This window comes from Marinococcus sp. LNHM3E3-2.2 (assembly GCF_056034385.1).
Map to the genome: position 1 here is coordinate 37,859 of NZ_JBQLIC010000004.1, position 20,430 is coordinate 58,288.

The following is a 20,430-nucleotide window of genomic DNA, read 5'->3' on the forward strand; positions in this document are numbered from 1 at the left end:
TAATGAGTGTATTTATTATTGCAGAAGCTGGCGTAAATCATAATGGAAGCCTGAAATTAGCCAAAAAGCTTGTAGATGAAGCTAAAGAAGCGGGTGCTGATTGTATTAAGTTTCAGACGTTCATTTCAAAAAATCTGGCTTCTAAAAGCGCAAAAAAAGCTTCCTACCAATCGAAGGCGGGAGAAAATGAAAGCCAATTAGAAATGCTTAAAAATTTAGAGCTTACATTCGAAGAATTTGAAGAAATCTATCATTATTGTAATGAAAAAAATATAATGTTTCTTTCTACTGGCTTTGATTTTGAAAGCATTGAATTTTTGGATAGTTTAGGTATGGAGAAATGGAAAGTACCTTCTGGAGAATTAACTAATTTGCCTTACTTAGCAAAGATAGCGTCTTTAAATAAACCAATAATACTTTCTACGGGAATGGGAACGATCGAAGACATTGAGGCGGCGGTTAATGTATTATATGAACATGGTGGGAAAGATATTAGCATACTGCATTGTACTACTGAATATCCGGCTCCCTTTGAAGAAGTCAATTTAAGAGCAATGGATACGTTATACAACAAGTTTCGCTGTCCGATAGGCTATTCAGACCACACTAAAGGCGTGGAGATTCCAGTTGCTGCTGTAGCACTAGGTGCTGAAGTCATTGAAAAACATTTTACATTAGACAGTACAATGGAAGGCCCTGATCACAGTTCCAGTCTAGAGCCTGCTCAGTTAAAAACAATGGTCGATTCTATTCGCCATGTGGAAGTAGCAATGGGTACAGGCGAAAAAACTCCTTCAGAGTCTGAAAAGAAAAATATAGGTGTAGCGAGAAAAAGTATTGTAGCTAATGAGCCAATTCAAAAAGGGCAAAAGTTTACTCAAGAAAACCTAACTGTAAAACGTCCTGGAACTGGCATCAGCCCAATGAAATGGTATGATGTGATTGGAAAAGAAGCTAGCCGTGACTTTGAAGAAGATGAGTTGATAGAACAATGAAAAAAAAAATCGGGGTAGTTACAGCTACCAGAGCGGAATATGGTTTATTAAAACCTTTATTAGAACGCTTAAGAGATGATGCTTTCTTTGATTTACGAATTATAGTAACAGGAGCGCATTTGTCTCCTGAATTTGGTTTAACGTATCAGGATATTGAAAGAGATGGATTCAATATTGATGACAAAATCGAGATACTCCTTAGTGCGGATACGCCATCTTCTATATCAAAATCATCAGGCCTTGCTATAATCAGTTTTGCAGACTATTTTGCAAAGAACAATTTAGATATGCTCCTTGTACTGGGAGACCGTTATGAAACATTGTCAGTCTGTATTGCTGCAATGAACGAACGAATTCCTATTGCTCATCTATACGGAGGGGAAACGACTGAGGGGGCTATTGATGAAGCAGTTCGCCATGCTGTGACGAAATTAAGTTATTTACACTTTACCAGCACAGAACTTTATCGAAAACGAGTGATACAGTTAGGAGAACATCCTGATAGGGTGTACCAGGTCGGTGGTCTAGGTGTTGAAAACATAATTAATCAAAGCTTCCTATCTAAAGACGAACTGTCTGAATCTATTAATTTTAAACTCGATGGGGAATACGCAATGGTAACTTTTCATCCTGTTACACTTGAAGATGATTATGTCGAAAGCCAATTTCGAGCTTTACTTGACGTTTGTAGCATGTACCCAAATATAAAGTTTATTTTCACGAAAGCAAATGCTGATGCGAATGGTCGAATTATAAACAAGATGATTGATCATTATGTACAGGAAAACGATCATGCTGTAGCTTTCACTTCTTTAGGGATGCAACGTTATTTAAGCGCCCTTCACGGAGCTACGTGCGTAATTGGGAACTCGTCGAGTGGGCTTTTAGAAACACCGAGCTTTGGTATCCCTACGATTAACATTGGAGATAGGCAAAAAGGAAGAATTCAGGCAGAAAGTGTTATTGATTGCGAACCTAAAAAAGAAAGTATTCAGGAAGCATTTCAATTAGCCTTAAGTAGAAGCTTTAGAGAGAAAGCAAGACGCGTGGTTAACCCATATGGAGATGGGAAAAGTTCTTTAAAAATTATTAATACAATAAAGGACATATTTGAGCAAGAACAGGTTGAACTCAAAAAAACTTTTTACGATTTTGGAGAGGGAAAAATTGAGTAATTTAGCTATTATACCGGCAAGAAGCGGTTCTAAAGGGTTAAAAGATAAAAATATTAAACTTTTAAATGGGAAACCTCTTATCGCCTATACGATCGAAGCGGCTATTAAGTCTGAACAATTTGATGAAATTATGGTTTCGACTGATTCAGAATTGTACGCTGATATTTCCAAGAATTGGGGCGCTCAAGTGCCTTTTTTAAGGGAAAAAGAGCTTTCAGCTGATAATTCTTCTCCATGGGACATGGTTAACAATGTTCTTCAAAAGTATAAAGAGATGGGGAAGGAATATGATACAATTACCTTACTCCAACCCACTTCTCCGTTAAGAACGTCTAAAGATATTATTAAAGCTTTTGAAACTATGAAAGAAAAAGAGGCAAAAAGTGTTATTGCAGTTTGTGAAGCTGAACATTCTCCACTTCTAACCAATACTCTGCCCAATGATCATTCGCTTGAAAGTTTTTTTGCGTCGAATTCAAATTATTATACACAAAGAAGACAAGAAATGCCTAGTTATTATAGGATCAATGGTGCAATTTACATAGTGGCTACCAAGTTTTTAAATGATAGTAGTTTTATATATGATAAAAAAAGCTTTGCTTACATCATGGAAAAAGAAAATTCTGTAGATATTGATAATAGCTTAGATTTTAAAATTGCGGAAGTTATTTTAAAAGAAAGACATTGATGATAGCTATTCGAAGGGGCATTACTAGTATGCTTTCAAAACTTAAAAACAATATTTTTTTGAAAAATTCCATTTTATATACTTTAGGTTCAATGATGACCCCTTTAATTGGATTTATAATGCTTCCAATTTACACTAATTACCTAGCTCCAAACGAATACGGGATAATGACTACAATTCAAACTCTAGTTGGAATGTTTCAATTATTTTTATTGTTATCACTTCATGGAGCCGTTACAAGGTTTTACTATGATTATCTAAATGATACTAATAAACAAATGGAATATTTAGGTTCTATATTTTTATTCGTTTGTTTGTTTTCGACAATTCTAGGAAGCTTATTATTAATATTGTCCTCTCAAATTGGTGGTTTTTTATTTACTTCTATTCCTATAACTCCGTACTATTTTTATATGATTGGTATTTCGTGGTTAAGTGCAATTCTTGCTTTACCTATGGCACTTTTGCGCGCACAAGAAAGAGCTGGTTTTTTCGTAATAATAAATATAATAAAAGCTGCTTTTACAGTCTTAGTTAGTACTTATTTCATCGTTTATTTAGGTTTAGGCGCTGAAAGTGCATTGCTAGCTCAATTAATTATTACAGCATTAATTGTTATATTTTTAATAAGTAAACAAAAAAAATATATAAAAATATCATTTAACATCAATTACATAAAAGCTAGTTTACTATTTAGCCTGCCATTATTACCTCACGTAGCTAGTGGTTGGATTATAAAATCGTCAGATAGAATTATATTAGAAAAGTTCGTTGCTCTTGAAGAAATAGGCATTTACGCGTTGGCAGTACAAGTCTCTACTGTATTAGCCTTATTTTATGAAGGTGTTAACAATGCTTTAGCGCCTAGATATGTGAAATTAAAAAAAGAAAATCAAGATATAAAAGCTGAGCGTTTACTTAAGGTTTTCTTTTATGTTGTTATTTCTTTTGGAATTATTTCTATTCCAATTGCTATGGGAGGAGCAAGACTACTTTCAAATGAAGAATACAATGAGGCTATATGGTTAATTCCTTTTTTAATCGGAGCTCAAATGTTGAAGGGTTTTTATTTCATTCCAGTTACTAAGCTTTTTTATAGTAAAAAAACCAAATCTATTGCTTCAAGCAGTTCAATAGCAGCTTTAGTAAATGTAGGTATCAATTTTATGTTTATACCAATAATTGGTGTTTATGGTGCGATTATCTCAACTATAGGAGCCGAATTAGTTAGAATGTTATTAATCTATAAAGCCAGCGTAATCAAATAGTAATGGCAAGGCCAGTTGACCTTTTCAAAAAAAGAAGGAATAAAATCCCCAGAAGGATACTGGTCTTCCTTCTGTTTTTTTAATTCAAAAGCTTTATCCTTATATGTTAAAATATAGAAATTAGAAATAATGGGTAAGTGTCGTTGTCTAAAAGATCCATCTGTCATATTAACTTTTTTATGGTCGATAACTTCAAGAATTTTAAACTTAAAAGGTGAAAGGCAAAGTTATATTGTTCAAGATCCGAAAACCCCTCGCTAGGGGTTAATTTTTTACACAATAAAGGGTTACATAATTATTAATGCTTTTGTGAATAACTATGTCAGTGAGACTTTTTGTTCTTATTTTAAGTGCACTTAAGTTTCACAACTTTTCAAAAAATAAATTGACACCGCTTACAAAATACTGTTTAATAAATACTAAGTTAATTAATTTATTTTACTAACTTTTGAAAACGCTTTAATACATTCTACATACACGACTTTCAAAAGCTGGTAATACACTTGAGGGGGATGGGTTCATGAAAACATCATATTGGAAATTGGCAGTAGCAGGGGCGGCGTCAGTTGGTCTGTTAACGGCCTGTAGCGGCAACAGCGGGGGCGGAAGCGGTGACAGTGGAGGCGACGGCGGCGGAAGTGATAACGGCGAGCTGAGCGGCGAAGTGGAAGTGTGGTCGTGGAACGTGGCGGCAGCGTCACTGGAGCAGGCAGCCGAGCAGTTTATGGAAGAGCACCCGGACGTGGAAATCACGGTTCAGGACAGCTCGACCGATGACGTATACGAGCGGCTGACGGTCGGTCTCGGCTCCGGCGGTTCCGGTCTTCCGGACGTTGTCTCGCTCGAGTCGTCCCAGCTGGAAAACTACAAATCTCAATTTCCGGATGGCTTCATGAACCTGTCGGAAAACGGCTTTGACGAGCATGCGGATAAATTCACCGAATTTAAAGTGGATGCCGCCCAGGATGAAAACGGCGACTTTGTTTCGATGCCTTGGGACATCGGCCCGGCCGGGGTATTTTACCGGGTGGACCTGTTTGAAGAAGCTGGCGTAAATGCGGACGATATTGAAACGTGGGATGATTACGTAGCCGCCGGTGAAAAGGTCGTAGAAGAAACAGATGCGTTCATGCTGCCGGTGCAGGTGACTTCGGATGACTCTCCGTACCGCGTATTTTTGAACCAGCAGGGCGTTAACTACTTTAACGAAGACGGCGAAATCCAGCTCGACACGGATGAAGCCCAGGCGGCGATGGATCTGATGGCAGAAATGAGCGAGAAGGAATTAATCTATAACGCCAACACCTGGGATGCGATGGTTGGGGCGACCGTTAACGGCGATGTGGCTTCGGTGCCGACAGGCGCCTGGTACAGCGGCACCATCATGGATCAGGCTCCCGACATGAGCGGGCAGTGGGGCGTAATGGAGCTGCCGACATTTGAAGAAGGCACGCCGCAGGCAGCCAACTCGGGAGGCTCGGACCTGGCGGTGCTCGAATCCTCGGAAAACCAGGATGCAGCATATGCGTTCGCAGAATACTTTACGACCAGTGAAGACGTACAAATCCAGTCCTTCGAAGAGTACGGATTGTTCCCGTCCCTTACGAGCACGTACGAAGATCCAATCTTCGAAGAGCCAGTGGAATACTTTAACGACGAGCCGGCCTACGGTCTGCTTGCCGATACGACTGAAAATATTGAATCTCCGATATTTAACAGTGACATCCCGCGGGCGGAAGACGTGATCATGGATGCGCAGTCCTCAGTCATTCTCGAGGGCAACGATCCAAGCAATGTCATGAACAATGCCGTCGAACGGCTGGCCAGTGAGACCGGCCGGGAAACATCACAATAACGAATGAAGGGGAGAGCGCCTGCTCTCCCATTTTTATAAGGAGGTACAACATGTCGAACTTGGATAACGTCAACCAGGACCACGTCGGGGAAAAGACGAAAACAAAAAAGAAATGGATCACGCCGAAAACCTTTCCCTACATTCTCGTTTTTCCGGCCGTGTTTCTGTTTGCCGTCTTTACGGTTTACCCGGTTATTTCGTCCTTTATATTAAGCTTCCAGGCCAGTGAAGGGGGCGAAATGAGCTTTATCGGCTTCCAGAACTACATACGGCTCTTTAATGACGGCCTGTTTTACCAGTCGCTTATTAATACATTCACCCTGCTGATTATTCAGGTGCCGGTTATGATCACGCTTGCGATCCTGCTTGCGGTCACGCTCAATTCCGCGCTTGTCCGCTTTAACGGTTTTTTCCGGATAGCATTTTTTCTCCCATCCGTGACAGCCCTTGTTACGGCCTCCATCATTTTTATCATTCTGTTGGACAGTAACTACGGCATTGTCAACTATATGCTTTCGAGCATCGGCCTTGAAAAAGTTTCGTGGCTGAACGATCCGTTCTGGGCGAAAGTCTCAATTATGCTTGTGGTCACCTGGCGCTGGACCGGCTACAACATGGTCATTCTGCTTGCCGGTCTGCAGAACGTCTCCCAGGAGCTGTACGAATCCGCAAGCATCGACGGCGCCGGCAAACTGCGCCAGTTTTTTCACATTACCCTTCCGCAGCTGAAGCCGGTCATCTTGTTTACGGTCGTGCTTTCCACCATTGGTACCCTTCAGCTGTTTGACGAGCCGTACATTTTAACAAACGGCGGACCGAACAACAGCACCCTTACAGTTATTATGTACCTGTACGACCAGGGCTTCCGCTACTTTGACTTCGGCTACGCCTCGGCGATTGCGTACGTGCTTGTAATTATTATCGCTGTATTGTCCTGGATACAGCTGAGACTTGGGAGTGATCGGGATTGAGTACTTCAACAGCTAATCCGCAGAGAAAACACCTGCCGAAAAAAATCGCGCTGTACAGCCTGCTTGCCGTCGGCGTCATTATCTCCATTTTTCCGTTCTACTGGATGATCATCGGGGCGACTAATCCGTCGGGGGAGATCTTCAGCATTCCTCCTTCGCTGATTCCCGGCACCTATCTGATCGAGAACTTTATTAACTTAAATGAATCGATCGGCATTTTGCGCGTCGTGTTCAATTCGCTCTTTATTGCCCTGTCGTTTACCGTGCTCAGCCTGCTCATATGCAGCGCGGCTGGCTACGCGTTTGCAAAGTTTACATTTAAAGGCCGCGACGTTATCTTCTTCGTGCTGCTGCTGTCGATGATGATTCCGTATCACGTGACGCTGATTCCGTTGTTCCGGATTTTTGTGGAGCTCAACTGGCTCAACACGTACCAGGCGGTCATTCTGCCGCAGCTTGCGTATCCGTTTGCGATTTTTCTGATGCGCCAGAACATGCAGGCGATTCCGTCGACGCTGCTTGAAGCAGCGCGGGTGGACGGCGCCGGGGAATTCCGGATCTTTTTCAAAATTGTGCTGCCGACGATGCGTCCGGCGCTTGCGGCAGTGGCCATCTTCCTGTTTATGTTCCAGTGGAACAACTTCATCTGGCCGCTCGTCGTCTTAAACTCCGGGGAAATGTACACGCTGCCGGTGGCGCTGTCGAGCCTTATCGGGCTGTCGGACATTGACTACGGACAAATCACGCTCGGGGCTGCCATTTCCGTTGTACCGATTATGGTCTTCTTCCTAATCCTGCAGAAGCAGTTTATTGCCGGGATTCTGGGCGGTTCGGTGAAAGGATAACGATCTGTAACAGAGTACAGTAATGAAAGGATGAGAAACCTTGGAACGCGACTATCAATCCATTTTTCCCGTGCCGGGAACACTTCTGCACGGAGCCGACTACAATCCGGAGCAGTGGCTCGATTATCCAGATAAACTGGAGGAAGATATCCGGCTGATGAAGGAAGCCCGTTGCAATGTTATGTCGGTCGGTATCTTTTCCTGGTCCAGCCTGGAGCCGGAGGAAGGGACGTTTACGTTCGACTGGCTCGACCGTATTCTCGAGCAGTTCCAGGCAAACGGGATCTATGCCTTCCTTGCATCGCCGAGCGGTGCGCGGCCAGCATGGATGTCGGAAAAGTACCCGGAAGTGCTGCGGGTGAACGAGCACCGGCAGCGTAACCTGCACGGGCTGCGCCACAACCACTGCTATACGTCGCCGGTTTACCGGGAAAAGGTGGAACAGATGAACACCCGACTGGCTGAACGCTACGCCAATCACCCGGCGGTGATCGGGCTACATATCTCCAACGAGTACGGCGGCGAATGTCACTGTCCGCTCTGCCAGGCAGCATTCCGCCAGTGGCTGCAGAACAAATACGGCACGCTCAAACAGCTGAACCACGACTGGTGGACGACGTTCTGGAGCCATACGTATTCGTCCTGGGAGCAGATTGAATCCCCGGCGCCGCACGGCGAAACAATGGTGCACGGGCTGAACCTGGACTGGAAACGGTTCGTGACCGATCAGACGATTGACTTCTACGAGCATGAGCTGCGTCCGTTCCGCGAAGCGAATTCGAAGCTGCCAGCGACGGCCAACTTCATGGAAGCATTTGACGAGCTGGACTATGCCAAGTTCGCCAAAATCGTCGATTTTATTTCCTGGGATTCGTACCCGACGTGGCACTATTCGAATGATGATACCGATCTGGCTGCGTGGGTCGGTATGAACCATGACTGGTTCCGCGCCATGAAGGATGGGCAGCCGTTCTTTTTAATGGAAAGCACGCCGAGCACCACCAACTGGCAGCCGCTCAGCAAGCTGAAAAAGCCGGGGGTTCATATGCTCTCATCCCTGCAGGCGGTGGCACATGGCTCCGACTCAGTGCAGTACTTTCAGTGGAGGAAAAGCCGCGGGTCGAGCGAAAAGTTTCACGGAGCCGTGGTGGATCACGCCGGCCACGAAAACACGAGGGTGTTCCGGGAAGTAGCTGAGCTTGGGCAGGCGCTTGAAGCAGCCGGCGAGCTCGCAGGCACGACGGTGAAGCCGGAGGTGGCGGTCATTTTTGATACCGAAAACCGCTGGGCGGTCAACGATGCCCAGGGCCCGAGAAACAGCGGCATCCATTATGAAGCGACGGTAAAAGACCACTACAAGGCGTTCTGGAAGCAGGGCGTACCCGTGGATGTGATGATATGGACAAAGACCTGTCGCCGTACAAGGTGCTTGTCGCACCGATGCTGTACATGATCCGCGAGGGTGTGGGCAAAAAAATCGCCGCTTTTGTTCAAAACGGCGGAACGCTCGTGACCACGTACTGGTCGGGCATTGTCGATGAACATGACCTGTGCTTTCTGGGCGGGTTTCCGGGACCGCTGCGTGAGGTGCTCGGCATCTGGTCGGAGGAATTCGACAGCCTGGGTGACGGTGAAGAAAATCATATGATGAAGCGGGCGAACGTGCCGGAGCTTGGCAGCGGCTACACGCTCACCGAGCTGTGCGACCTGATCCATACCGAAGGGGCAGAGGTGCTTGCTTCGTATCGGGACGATTTTTACGCAGGCCGCCCGGCACTCACCCGTAAACGTTACGGCCATGGGCAGGCGTATTATGTGGCTGCCCGCGCCGAAGAATCGTTTTACGATGACTTTTACGCTTCCATTTTGCGCGAAAGCGGAGTGGAGCCTCTCGTGGATGTGCCGCTCCCACATGGTGTGACAGTGCAGAAACGCGAAAATAAAACGAATAACTACCTGTTTGTATCTAACTTCAGTGAACGGGAGCAGAGCCTTACTTCTAAGAAAATAAACGGAACGAATCTAGTTAGCGGGGAAACGATCAAAGATACCCTCACGCTCTCGCCGCGCGGTATCACCATTATCAAACAGTCCAACTAGGAGGCATTGCTATGCAAAAAGATTGGGAAGACTTAACTACGCTGCAGCGGAACCGCCGGGCGGCCCGGGCATCGTTCGTATCACGGGAGAGCACGGGAGGCGACAAAGGCGTCACGCTGCTAAACGGCGACTGGAAATTCCATTACGCCCCGTCGCCGGAGGAAGCGCCGGAAGGGTTTCATGAACCGGATTTTTCGGACGCCTCCTGGGAAACGCTCGCGGTGCCGTCGCACTGGCAGCTGCATGGCTACGGCCGTCCGCATTACACGAACGTGATTTATCCGTTTCCGGTGGATCCACCGAACATTCCATCGGAGAACCCGACCGGCAGCTACCGCCGTACCTTTGAACTGGAGGAGGTGCCGGAGGAACACACAGTGCTGCTCGCCTTTGAAGGCGTCGACAGCGCGTTTCACGTCTGGATCAACGGCCGGGATGCAGGCTACAGCCAGGGCAGCCGGGTACCGGGGGAATTTGACGTTACCGGGCTTGTGACGGCGGGGACCAATCATATCGCCGTGCGGGTCTACCAGTGGTCTGACGGCAGCTACATTGAAGACCAGGACATGTGGTGGATGAGCGGTATTTTCCGCGACGTGTCCATACAGGTCAAACCGCCGGTTTATGTGAATGACTTTTTTGTGCAGACGCTGCTCGATGACGATTACCGGGATGCGGTCTGCCGCGTGGACGTGCAGACGAACCGCGGACACGGGGTTTACACGGTGGACGCCTATCTGTATGACGGAGCGGAAGAGATTGGCACCGGTCAGCTGCCAGCGGATAGCTCAGGAGCGAGCGTGGACATGCACGTAGCGAATCCGGAAAAGTGGTCGGCGGAATCGCCGTACCTGTATCAGCTGGTGCTTGTGGTGCGAAACGACAGCGGGCAAGAGGTGGACCGGGTTGTTCACGACGTTGGCTTCCGGTCTGTCGAACTGAAGGGAGGGGTGTTTCTCGTCAACGGCGTACCGATTACGCTGAAAGGCGTGAATCGTCACGACCATGATCCGGAAACCGGACGGGCAGTCAGCAGAGCACGCATGGAGGAAGACGTGCTTTTGATGAAGCAGAACAATATTAACGCGGTGCGCACCGCCCATTATCCGAATGCGCCGGCCTTTTACGACCTGTGCAACCGCTACGGGCTGTATGTAATCGACGAAGCAGACCTGGAGTGCCACGGCTTTGACGTGATAAACGACTGGAGTCAGCTCAGCCGGAGTGAAGACTGGAAAGAGGCGTATCTGGACCGGATGGTACGGATGGTGGAACGCGACAAAAATCATCCGTCGATCATTATGTGGTCGCTCGGCAACGAGTCCGGCTTCGGCCCGAATCACCAGGCGATGGCGGACTGGGCGAAGGAGCGCGATCCGGGTCGTCTCGTGCACTATGAAGGCGAAACGCGTCAGCTGATGAACGAAGCGGCCGTGCGGAATCAGCCCGATCGTGATCCGGCCGCCTCCGACGTGTTTACGACTATGTACACAAGCGTTGAAGTAATGGACCAGCTCGGAGCACGGACGGAGTATGAAAAGCCGCATATTCTGTGCGAATACGCACACGCCATGGGTAACGGCCCGGGCGGACTGAAGGAATACTGGGAAACGATCCGTCGCCACGACCGCCTGCAGGGCGGGTTCGTATGGGAATGGATCGACCAGGGCATTTTAAGCATCACCGATGATGGTAAGAAATACTTCGCTTACGGCGGCGACTTCGGGGAGTATCCGCACGACGGCAACTTCGTCATTGATGGACTGCTGATGCCGGACCGGACACCGTCCCCGGCGCTTCGGGAATACAAAAAAATCATTCAGCCGATCTGGGTGGAAGCGGGCAGTGACGGTGAGTACCGGATAGTGAACGAGTATGATTTTCTCGGCACGGAACATCTGGCGGTGCACTGGCAGGTGAAAATCGACGGTACGACCGTTCAGGCAGGCGAGCTTCGCGGTATCGAGGTGCCGGCACGTTCAACGCAGCCGCTCAGCATTCCGTATGAAACAGTGGAAGCTGAAGCTAACGAAGAAGTGGTTCTCTCCGTGGAATGCTCATTGAGAGAAGATGCGCTTTGGGCGCCGGCCGGTCACGAAGTGGCCTGGAGCGAGCATGTGCTGCAGGAGGCGGTGCTTCCGGGAGATGCAGCGAATGAAAACGGCAGCGAACCTTCGCTTACAGTGACAGAAACGCCGGCCGAGTGGATTATTTCCGGGGAAACAACGCACCTGGCTTTTTGCAGACAGACCGGCAGGATGAACGCGTGGACCCACAACGGCGAACCGCTGATCGAGCACGGGCCGAAGCTGAATCTGTGGCGGGCGCCGATTGATAATGACCGTTGGGGGCAGAAGGAATGGAAACCAGTACCATCGGAAGAAACATGGAAATCCTTCGGACTCCATTACCTGCTTGCCCGGACGAAAAAAGTCGAAGTAGCTGAACACGGCGAAGCGGTGCATGTGACCGTTCAGGAAAGCGTGGCACCTCCGGGACTTGCATGGGGTATGGATGTCGAGTGGACGTATGTGGTTGCACCTTCGGGAACGGTGGATATAGATGTTTCTGTCGTTCCGCATGGCCACTATCCGGAAACCCTGCCGCGGGTAGGCATTGAATGGACAGTACCGAAAACGATGCAGCAGGTGGACTGGCTCGGGCTCGGGCCGGGAGAGGCCTACCGCGACAGTCGGCAGTCCGTGCGGCGCGGCCAGTGGTCGTCGCCGGTTCCGGAGCTCATGACGCCGTACATTTTCCCGCAGGAAAACGGCAACCGCCACGACGTACGCGAAGTAACACTGAAAGGCGGAGCTGTAGCGTTAACGGCCGAAGCACGCGGGGAGCGCTTTGACTTTACCATCCAGGAGTACAGCCAGAAAAACATGGAAGAGGCCAGGCACCGTTACGATCTGAAAAAAGAGGAATATGTTACGGTGAAAATCGATCATCAGCAGCACGGCCTCGGTTCGGCCAGCTGCGGGCCGGATGTGCTGGAGCAGTACAGGCTGCACACGGAACCTTTCCATTTTCAGCTTCGTCTGCGCGGGGAATAACAGATAGAAAAGCCGTGCAGGTTTTATTTATAGCATCAGGGCACGTGGAAGAAGAACCAGGGGCCGCGAAACGGGGGATCAGTTATGCAAACCGGCAGTTTTCAATGGATGAAGTCCATTAACAAATCAATTGTCTTAAATAAAATCCGTAGCGAGGGCCCGATATCACGTGCCCAGATTGCGAAAGAAACAAACCTGACCCCGCCGACGGTGAGCGCGAATGTGCGTGAGCTGATCGAGCAGGGGATCGTCAAAGAAAGCCGCCTCGGCGATTCGCAGGGCGGCCGGAAGCCGACGATGCTTGTGATCAACAGCGGGGATTTTTATATTATCGGTCTCGACGCCGGTCCGACCGAGGTGGAGTTTGGCCTTGCGGATCTATCCGGCACCGTGATTCATCATTTGAGGGAAAGTATTAACCTGACAGAGGAATCAGGATTTCTGGATGTAGTGAAACAGGGCATTCATGATTTATTAAATGAAATTCCGCTCATGCGGGACAAAGTCGTCGGGATCGGGGTGGCCATGCACGGGGTCGTCGATGTAGCGACAGGAACGTCGCTGTTTGCGCCGAATCTGCATCTCCGGGATATTCCGATTAAAGACGAACTGGAGAAGGAATTTGGTTTTCTCGTGAAGGTGGAAAACGATGCCCGTGCCATGGCGCTTGGCGAAGCCTGGTTTGGCAGCGGCGAAAATGTCAAAAGCATGGTCGCGGTCAACGTCGGACGCGGCATCGGCTCCGGTATTATCATCAACGGAGAGCTTTATCACGGCGAGTATGACATCGCCGGGGAGCTCGGCCATATGGCGATTGACGTGCACGGTCGTCGGTGTGCGTGCGGAAGCAACGGCTGCCTGCAGACCGTCGCTTCGGGACCGGCCGTTGCCGAACGGACCGTGGAAAGCCTGAAAAATCATCCGGAGAGCCGGATATGGGAGTTGATTGAGGGTGACACGGAGCAGGTGAGCGGAGAAATAGTTTTAAAAGCTGCTGAAGCAGGCGATCCGCTCGCCATCGACATTCTCCGGCAGACCGGGGAATATCTCGGCATCGGGCTCACCAATCTGATCCATATTATCAACCCGACCAAAATCATTCTCGGCGGCGGGGTGTCGGAGTCCGGGAAGTACGTGCTCGATCCGGTCCGGCGCACGATTCAGGAGCGTGGTCTCACCAAACAGGCCAAGCAGACAGAAGTCGTTATTACCGAGTTTGGCAGCAAAGCAACCATGCTCGGCGCAGTGGCACTGCTGCTGGTGGAACTGTTTCAGCCGCAATGAATGTGTGCGCTTCCTATGAAAACATTCACCATTCATGACTAACTTTCCTTTCTTCTGGGAATAGAGAGGGGAAAGGAGTTGTCACAGATGAGAAACACATTCATTGCTGCCCAGGTCCGCTCGGATCGCTGGGAAGACATCGGCTCTCTTTTTCGTGATAGTGCAATTGTGAACTACGAACAGGCGAAGAAACGGAAAGAAGGACTGCTCATTCCCTTCTTTTATGACGAATATATGATGTGGAAGCCGGAAACGTATGAACTGCTCGAAGAACTGCAGGGACGCCCGGTACACATAGAGGAGCTTGCCTCCTGCCGCCTGACCGGTTTTCGGCACGAATTGGTTCTTTCGATCACCGATTGGGAGATTACCCCGGAAGGCATTATGGCCAAACAGTACCAGAATCACGAAAAACCGACACAAAATGTGCAGCTGATATAAATGAAAGAAAGCAGGGCCCGTTAGGGGCGCTGCTTTTTTATGCAGGCAGATGATCGTTTCCGGTGGGAGGTTCGTGTTAGAATGAGATAGAAGATTTTAGGATAGAAAGGAACGAAAGGCGGAGACGTCTTTCGAAGGTCACTGTGCTATGAATTCACGTGTTTACTTACTGGCGGTGTCGGCGTTTATCGTCGGCATGGTCGAGCTGATTATCAGCGGGATTCTTCCGCTCATTTCAGAGGATTTAGGGGTATCGATTGCTATCGCTGGCCAGCTGATTACCATTTTTGCCCTCGTATTTGCGGTGGCGGGCCCGCTACTGCTGTCATTTACGTCCAATGTGGAAAGGAAAACCGTATACATATGGGCGCTTGCGGTATTTGCGATTGCCAATATCGGCGCAAGCCTGGCACCAACGTTTACCGTACTCATGGCCGCCAGGTTTGTGACAGCGGCAAGCGCGGCGCTCATTATCGTGCTCGCGCTTACGATGGCGCCAAAGCTCGTGGAAGCGAAATACCGCTCCCGCAGCATCGGCCTCGTGACGATGGGCGTCAGTTCGGCGCTCGTCCTCGGCGTGCCGCTCGGCGTGCTGATCGGGGAGGCGTTCGGCTGGCGGATCATCTTCGTGATGATCGCTATGCTGACGGTACTGATTGGCGCCGTCATGATCCGCTTTCTGCCGCGCATGCAGCCGGAGCAGGTGGTTACTGTCGGCCAGCAGATCCGCTCGCTTAAAGATATGAAAATCGTCGGCATCCACAGCGTGACGCTTCTGGTGCTTGCGGGCCATTATACGCTGTACGGCTACTTTAATCCGTTCATGCAGGAGACGATGGGACTGAATTCATTCTGGATCAGCGCCATGTTCTTTATTTTCGGGGCCGCTGCCGTTTCCGGCGGTGGCGTCGGCGGCTGGCTAACCGACCAGTTCGGCTCCAAAAAAATGTCGCTCACGTTCATTGCTTCGTTTGCGGTCATTCTATTCATTCTGCCGTTTGCGACCAACTCGATGGCGCTCTTTATCATCGCCGTGATTATCTGGGGTATTCTCAGCTGGTCGATTGCTCCGGCGCAGCAGAGCTATCTGATTGCGGTCGCCCCGGAAACCTCGGATATCCAGCAGAGCGTCAACACGTCGGCGCTCCAGGTCGGCATTGCGATCGGCTCAATTCTCGGCGGCATCGTCGTGGAGCAGTCCGTCGTTGCCGCCACCTCCTGGGCCGGAAGCGCGCTCGTCGTTGTGGCGATGGTAATTGCGCTCATGGCGTACCGGGCGCCGCGAGTGCGGGGAAGTGAAGCTAAAACCTGACCTGCTGAAAAAACAATTGAAATTCAGCCCGAAAACAGCTATGATAAAGGTGTTCAGAAAGCTGTAACATTTAAACATCGCGGCAGCGCTCCTGCAGGCGGTTTTAAATGAGTATAATTATGGAAACGATTACATTGGTATTTCGGCAGAGGTCCTGCCTGAAGCTAAGCGTCGTTCTGTTTCTGCTGGGGATTTTTATCCCGGCGGAGCAGGCGGCGCTTTTTTTATTATTACATATTGGGGAGTGAGAGGAATGAACAAAACAAAAAACCGCTGGCTGATTGCGCTCGCGGCTGTCGGGATTCACATTTCGATCGGGTCGGTCTACGCGTGGAGCGTGTTCACCAATCCGCTCATTGACGCCTACGGGTGGAATTTAAGCGCCGTGTCGCTCACGTTCAGCATTGCGATCCTGTTTCTGGGGCTGTCGGCTGCATTTATGGGACACTTCGTTGAAAAGCATGGCCCCAGGGTGTCGGGGATGGTTGCCGCAAGCTTTTTCGGCTTTGGCATGATCGGCTCCGGGGCAGCGACGATGATGGAGTCGCTATGGCTGTTATACATAACGTACGGCATGCTTGGCGGCATCGGTCTTGGCATCGGCTACATCACACCGGTATCGACACTCGTGAAATGGTTTCCGGACCGCCGGGGTCTCGCTACGGGCCTTGCGATTATGGGGTTTGGCTTTGCGGCAATGATCGCAAGCCCGGTAATGGCCTCACTCATTGAAGGCGCCGGCATTCCGTTAACGTTTTTCATCCTAGGGGCAGTATATTTTATCGTGATGATGAGCTCGGCGCTGTACCTCGAGCGTCCGCCGGAGGGCTACATGAAGGAATACACGGCTGCTGGAAAGCAGAAGCCGGACCTTGCGCAGCTGACGGCGAACGAAGCAGTCAAGACGCGCCGCTTCTGGTACCTGTGGGTCATGCTGTTTATTAACGTCACGTGCGGGATCGCGATTTTATCGGTTGCTTCCCCGATGGCGCAGGAAATCGCCGGGCTGTCGGCAGCCGCTGCGGCCACCACGGTCGGCCTGATGGGCTTTTTCAACGGCGCCGGCCGCATTGCCTGGGCGAGCATTTCCGACTATCTCGGACGCCCGAACGTGTACACAGCCTTTTTCCTGATTCAAATCGTGACCTTCTTTGCGCTGCCGAACCTGGCCGTAGCGCTGTTGTTCCAGCTGGCATTATTCTTAATCATGACCTGCTATGGCGGCGGCTTTGCCTCCATTCCGGCCTACATTGGCGACATTTTCGGAACGAAGCAGCTTGGCGCCATTCACGGCTACGTGCTGACTGCCTGGGCGGCAGCCGGCCTGGTAGGCCCGCTGCTTGCCTCCTGGATCCGCGGGGTCACCGAGAGCTACGCGCTCACGCTTTCGATTTTTGGCAGCATGTTTATCGTCGCGCTTCTCGTATCGCTCTTAATCCGTATCGATATCCGCCAGCTGAAGCAGGCGACCGCCGAGCCGGCTAAGGCAGAGAGACTTTCGAGTTGATTTTTGCGGCCGCGGCACATAAAATTTAGAGAGCATAAATAGTAAAGGTGAAAAAAATGAACAAATACGAAGCTGAGTTCAGTAATCTGGTCAAGGCGTTCCGAAAACGGCATATGGGCAAAGGGCCGGGCAAAATCAACACCACGTTCTGCAAGCACTGGGCCATCTGCGAGATGGAGGGCAACCTGTCGCCGGTGGAAAAGTTTATCGCTGCCGCCGACAACGGTGAACAGATGCTTCGGGCGGCCCGGACCGAGATGGTGAAGGATATGTACAAAAAGAACCATCCGGTAGAAATGGAAGAATTCCTCGGCAGCACGTTCGTCGATTTGTATGTGGATATTGATATCGAAAAGGATTTCGGCATGTCGATCTTCGTGTTCAGTGACAATATTCAGGAGAAATTTTCTTAAATACACAGGTTAGGCACTTCGCAGCGACCCTGCAAAAGACTCAACCGCTTTGCGCTCCGGGCGATACAGGCTCCGGGGCGTGAGGTGGTTTTTTTATTATTACACATAGAGGAGTTATTGATTATGGGAGAAACCAAGCACCAGGGACCAATGAAAAAAGTCAAAATGCCGGCACCGGAGCACTGGGTGAGTCCGATTCCGTTCGGCCTCGGCAAGGTGAAGCCGAAGCATATCCGGGATTCGATGAAAATCGCCTGGGACAACAAGGACAACCTCGGCTACGCGAAAAACATTATTACGAAGGGCGTCTGTGACGGCTGTGCGCTCGGGGTGTCCGGGCTGTATGACCAGACGCTCAGCGGCCCGCACATCTGTACAACGCGGCTGAATGTGCTGCGGCTGAACACGATGCCAGCGGTGGACGATGAGATTTTAAACAAGGATATTGATGAGCTGCGCGAATACTCTAGCACCGAGCTGCGGGAGCTCGGCCGGGTGCCGTATCCGATGATCCGCCGCAAGGGCGAGCGCAAATTTTCCCGGCTCAGCTGGGACGACGCGATGGATACGATTGCGGATAAAATGAAGGAGCTCGACCCGAAGCAGTATGCGTTCTACTTAACGTCGCGCGGCATTACGAACGAATCGTACTACGTGGCCGCCAAGGTGTCCCGGTTTCTCGGGGCAAACCATATCGACAACGCGTCGAGAATCTGCCACTCGCCGAGTAAGACCGCGATGAAGCGATCGGTCGGAGTCGGGGCATCGACAGCTAACTATCAGGACTGGATCGGCACCGACGTGCTGATGTTCTGGGGGAGCGTGGCGTCCAACAGCTCGCCGGTCTCTACGAAATACATGCTCGAGGCGAAGAAAAAGGGCACGAAAATTATTGTCATCAACCCGTACCGCGAGCCGTCGATGGACGAGTATTGGATTCCGTCAAATCCGGAATCGGCGCTGTTTGGCACCAAGGTTGCGGACGACTTTTACCAGATTAATATCGGCGGCGACATTGCGTTCATGCACGGCATCATGAAGCACTGGTTCGACATGGAGGAAGAGGTGCCGGGATCTGCGATCAACCATGACTTCGTCGACGAGCACGTGAACGGCTACGAAGAGCTGAAGCAGCAGGTAATGGCGCAGTCGTGGGAAGAAATTACAGAATCCTCCGGCGTGACCCGCGAGCGGATCATCGAGCTTTCCGACCTGCTTGCCCGCAGCAAAAACGCCGTATTCGCCTGGGCGCTTGGGCTTACGATGCATTCGTTTGCAACCGACAACATTTCGCAGGTGGCAAACCTCGCGCTGCTGCGCGGCTTTCTCGGCCGTCAGTACAGCGGCCTGATGCCGTTTCGCGGCCATTCGAGCGTGCAGGGAAGCGGAGAAATGGGCGCCGATCCGTTTGTGCTTCCGGGCGGCGACTTTAAAGGCGACAACATCGAACGGATCGAAAAGCTCTGGGGCTTTGACATTCCGAAATGGCAGGGGGACGTCGTCGGCGTGACGCTTGAAAACATCATGCTGCCTGAGGATCACGAGCGCAAAATCAAAATGTACTACCTGTCCGGCGGCAACTTCCTGGAAACGATGCCGGATCCGGATTTTGTGGAACAGGCGCTCTCGGAGCTCGACGTCCGTGTGCACCAGGACATCATCCTAAACACGTCGACGCTCGTGGACGCGAAGGAGGCGGTGATTGTGCTGCCGGCGAAAACCCGCTACGAGCAGGAGGACGGCGGCACGTCGACCTCGACCGAGCGGATGGTCTATTTTTCCCCGGAAATCGAAGGCAACAAAAACAAGATTGAGGAAGCACGGGCGGAATGGAAAATCTATATTGACCTCGCCAGGCGCGTGAAGCCGGAAACGGCACATCTGGTTGATTTTAAGGACGGCTACGAGGTGCGCGAGGAAATGGCCAAGGCGAACCCGAACTACGACGGCGTCCAGCATTTGAAAAAGCAGGGCGACGTGTTTCAGTGGGGCGGCGCCTGGCTGTGCGAAGGCGGAGTCTGCCCGACAACGGATGGACGCGGCAATTTGATTCCGGTCGAAATTCCGGACCTGAACCGGCAGCCGGGGGACTTTTACCTGACGACCCGGCGTGGCAAGCAGTTTAACTCGATGGTGTACAAAAAAACCGATCCGATCAACGGGGCGGAGCGTGATGACGTGCTCATGAACGAAGCGGATGCGAAGGAAAACCGGATCGCCGACGGCGAGGCGGTCGTGCTGTACAACCAGTACGGCGTGTTCCAGGGCCGGGCGCGGATTGCCGACATGGCGAAGGGCAATCTGGGCGTGCATTTTCCGGAGGGTAACTTCCTGCTGCCAAAGGGTCGCTACGAGCAGTTTGCGAAAATACCGGATTACAATATCGGCGTAAAGGTGGAAAAAGCCGAAAAATTCAACGCCCGCAAGGATACCGAGTATTTGGAAAAACGGGTGGATGATCTTGAGGATACGCCAGGGGCGTAAAAAAGAACCCAGGATGAGCTCTTAACCTGAGCAGTC

15 protein-coding genes and 1 pseudogene are annotated in these 20,430 nt (G+C 50.3%); all 16 read left to right on the forward strand.

All coding sequences use genetic code 11. The annotated features are described in order from the left end of the window. Positions 1–2 precede the first annotated feature (2 nt). Positions 3–995, forward strand: coding sequence for an N-acetylneuraminate synthase (gene neuB / locus ACTRXF_RS07065; RefSeq protein WP_474278466.1), 993 nt, complete (start codon positions 3–5; stop codon positions 993–995). Further along, positions 992–2,170 carry a UDP-N-acetylglucosamine 2-epimerase gene (gene neuC / locus ACTRXF_RS07070; protein ID WP_474278468.1) on the forward strand — a complete coding sequence of 393 codons (1,179 nt, stop codon included), beginning with the start codon at positions 992–994 and terminating at the stop codon, positions 2,168–2,170. The genes neuB and neuC overlap by 4 nt, the downstream gene beginning before the upstream one ends. Further along, on the forward strand, positions 2,163–2,858 hold the full coding sequence (locus tag ACTRXF_RS07075; protein WP_474278470.1) for an acylneuraminate cytidylyltransferase family protein: 696 nt from the start codon (positions 2,163–2,165) through the stop codon (positions 2,856–2,858). Before neuC ends, ACTRXF_RS07075 begins: the two co-directional genes overlap by 8 nt. A 29-nt stretch (positions 2,859–2,887) precedes the next feature. Beyond that, the gene (locus ACTRXF_RS07080) at positions 2,888–4,126 is read left to right on the forward strand and encodes a lipopolysaccharide biosynthesis protein (RefSeq protein WP_474278472.1); all 1,239 of its coding nucleotides are present in this window, start codon (positions 2,888–2,890) and stop codon (positions 4,124–4,126) included. A 520-nt stretch (positions 4,127–4,646) separates the two neighbouring features. Further along, entirely contained in the window at positions 4,647–5,981 is a 1,335-nt protein-coding gene (locus ACTRXF_RS07085; protein WP_474278474.1) for an ABC transporter substrate-binding protein, read from the forward strand. 50 nt (positions 5,982–6,031) lie between these two features. Beyond that, the gene (locus tag ACTRXF_RS07090) at positions 6,032–6,952 is read left to right on the forward strand and encodes a carbohydrate ABC transporter permease (RefSeq protein WP_474278476.1); all 921 of its coding nucleotides are present in this window, start codon (positions 6,032–6,034) and stop codon (positions 6,950–6,952) included. Continuing rightward, entirely contained in the window at positions 6,949–7,797 is an 849-nt protein-coding gene (locus ACTRXF_RS07095) for a carbohydrate ABC transporter permease (RefSeq protein ID WP_474278478.1), read from the forward strand. Before ACTRXF_RS07090 ends, ACTRXF_RS07095 begins: the two co-directional genes overlap by 4 nt. A gap of 40 nt (positions 7,798–7,837) precedes the next feature. After that, a pseudogene (locus ACTRXF_RS07100) lies at positions 7,838–9,897 on the forward strand (beta-galactosidase). A gap of 11 nt (positions 9,898–9,908) precedes the next feature. Next, positions 9,909–12,953, forward strand: a complete 3,045-nt coding sequence (locus ACTRXF_RS07105; RefSeq protein ID WP_474278480.1) for a glycoside hydrolase family 2 TIM barrel-domain containing protein — start codon at positions 9,909–9,911, stop codon at positions 12,951–12,953. A gap of 84 nt (positions 12,954–13,037) precedes the next feature. Then, the gene (locus tag ACTRXF_RS07110; protein ID WP_474278482.1) at positions 13,038–14,237 is read left to right on the forward strand and encodes an ROK family transcriptional regulator; all 1,200 of its coding nucleotides are present in this window, start codon (positions 13,038–13,040) and stop codon (positions 14,235–14,237) included. Between the two features lie 87 nt (positions 14,238–14,324). Beyond that, the gene (locus ACTRXF_RS07115) at positions 14,325–14,678 is read left to right on the forward strand and encodes a hypothetical protein (protein ID WP_474278484.1); all 354 of its coding nucleotides are present in this window, start codon (positions 14,325–14,327) and stop codon (positions 14,676–14,678) included. A 148-nt stretch (positions 14,679–14,826) separates the two neighbouring features. Further along, complete coding sequence (locus tag ACTRXF_RS07120) at positions 14,827–15,990, forward strand: MFS transporter (protein ID WP_474278486.1); 1,164 nt, start codon at positions 14,827–14,829, stop codon at positions 15,988–15,990. Between the two features lie 107 nt (positions 15,991–16,097). Then, positions 16,098–16,238 (forward strand): hypothetical protein, encoded by a 141-nt coding sequence (locus tag ACTRXF_RS07125; protein ID WP_474261605.1) that lies wholly within the window; start codon positions 16,098–16,100, stop codon positions 16,236–16,238. A gap of 5 nt (positions 16,239–16,243) precedes the next feature. Then, positions 16,244–17,497 carry an L-lactate MFS transporter gene (locus ACTRXF_RS07130; protein ID WP_474261604.1) on the forward strand — a complete coding sequence of 418 codons (1,254 nt, stop codon included), beginning with the start codon at positions 16,244–16,246 and terminating at the stop codon, positions 17,495–17,497. Positions 17,498–17,553: 56 nt separating this feature from the next. Then, positions 17,554–17,910 (forward strand): Na-translocating system protein MpsC family protein, encoded by a 357-nt coding sequence (locus ACTRXF_RS07135; RefSeq protein WP_474261603.1) that lies wholly within the window; start codon positions 17,554–17,556, stop codon positions 17,908–17,910. A 123-nt stretch (positions 17,911–18,033) separates the two neighbouring features. Next, the gene (locus ACTRXF_RS07140; protein ID WP_474261602.1) at positions 18,034–20,394 is read left to right on the forward strand and encodes an FdhF/YdeP family oxidoreductase; all 2,361 of its coding nucleotides are present in this window, start codon (positions 18,034–18,036) and stop codon (positions 20,392–20,394) included. Positions 20,395–20,430 lie beyond the last annotated feature (36 nt).

Coding starts and splice junctions, on each gene's coding strand:
- ACTRXF_RS07090 (WP_474278476.1), top strand. CDS start 6,032: ATGTCGAACTTGGATAACGTCAACCAGGACCACGTCGGGGAAAAGACG.
- ACTRXF_RS07125 (WP_474261605.1), top strand. CDS start 16,098: ATGAGTATAATTATGGAAACGATTACATTGGTATTTCGGCAGAGGTCC.
- ACTRXF_RS07130 (WP_474261604.1), top strand. CDS start 16,244: ATGAACAAAACAAAAAACCGCTGGCTGATTGCGCTCGCGGCTGTCGGG.
- neuB (WP_474278466.1), top strand. CDS start 3: ATGAGTGTATTTATTATTGCAGAAGCTGGCGTAAATCATAATGGAAGC.
- ACTRXF_RS07120 (WP_474278486.1), top strand. CDS start 14,827: ATGAATTCACGTGTTTACTTACTGGCGGTGTCGGCGTTTATCGTCGGC.
- ACTRXF_RS07135 (WP_474261603.1), top strand. CDS start 17,554: ATGAACAAATACGAAGCTGAGTTCAGTAATCTGGTCAAGGCGTTCCGA.
- ACTRXF_RS07115 (WP_474278484.1), top strand. CDS start 14,325: ATGAGAAACACATTCATTGCTGCCCAGGTCCGCTCGGATCGCTGGGAA.
- ACTRXF_RS07140 (WP_474261602.1), top strand. CDS start 18,034: ATGGGAGAAACCAAGCACCAGGGACCAATGAAAAAAGTCAAAATGCCG.
- ACTRXF_RS07085 (WP_474278474.1), top strand. CDS start 4,647: ATGAAAACATCATATTGGAAATTGGCAGTAGCAGGGGCGGCGTCAGTT.
- ACTRXF_RS07110 (WP_474278482.1), top strand. CDS start 13,038: ATGCAAACCGGCAGTTTTCAATGGATGAAGTCCATTAACAAATCAATT.
- ACTRXF_RS07080 (WP_474278472.1), top strand. CDS start 2,888: ATGCTTTCAAAACTTAAAAACAATATTTTTTTGAAAAATTCCATTTTA.
- ACTRXF_RS07105 (WP_474278480.1), top strand. CDS start 9,909: ATGCAAAAAGATTGGGAAGACTTAACTACGCTGCAGCGGAACCGCCGG.
- neuC (WP_474278468.1), top strand. CDS start 992: ATGAAAAAAAAAATCGGGGTAGTTACAGCTACCAGAGCGGAATATGGT.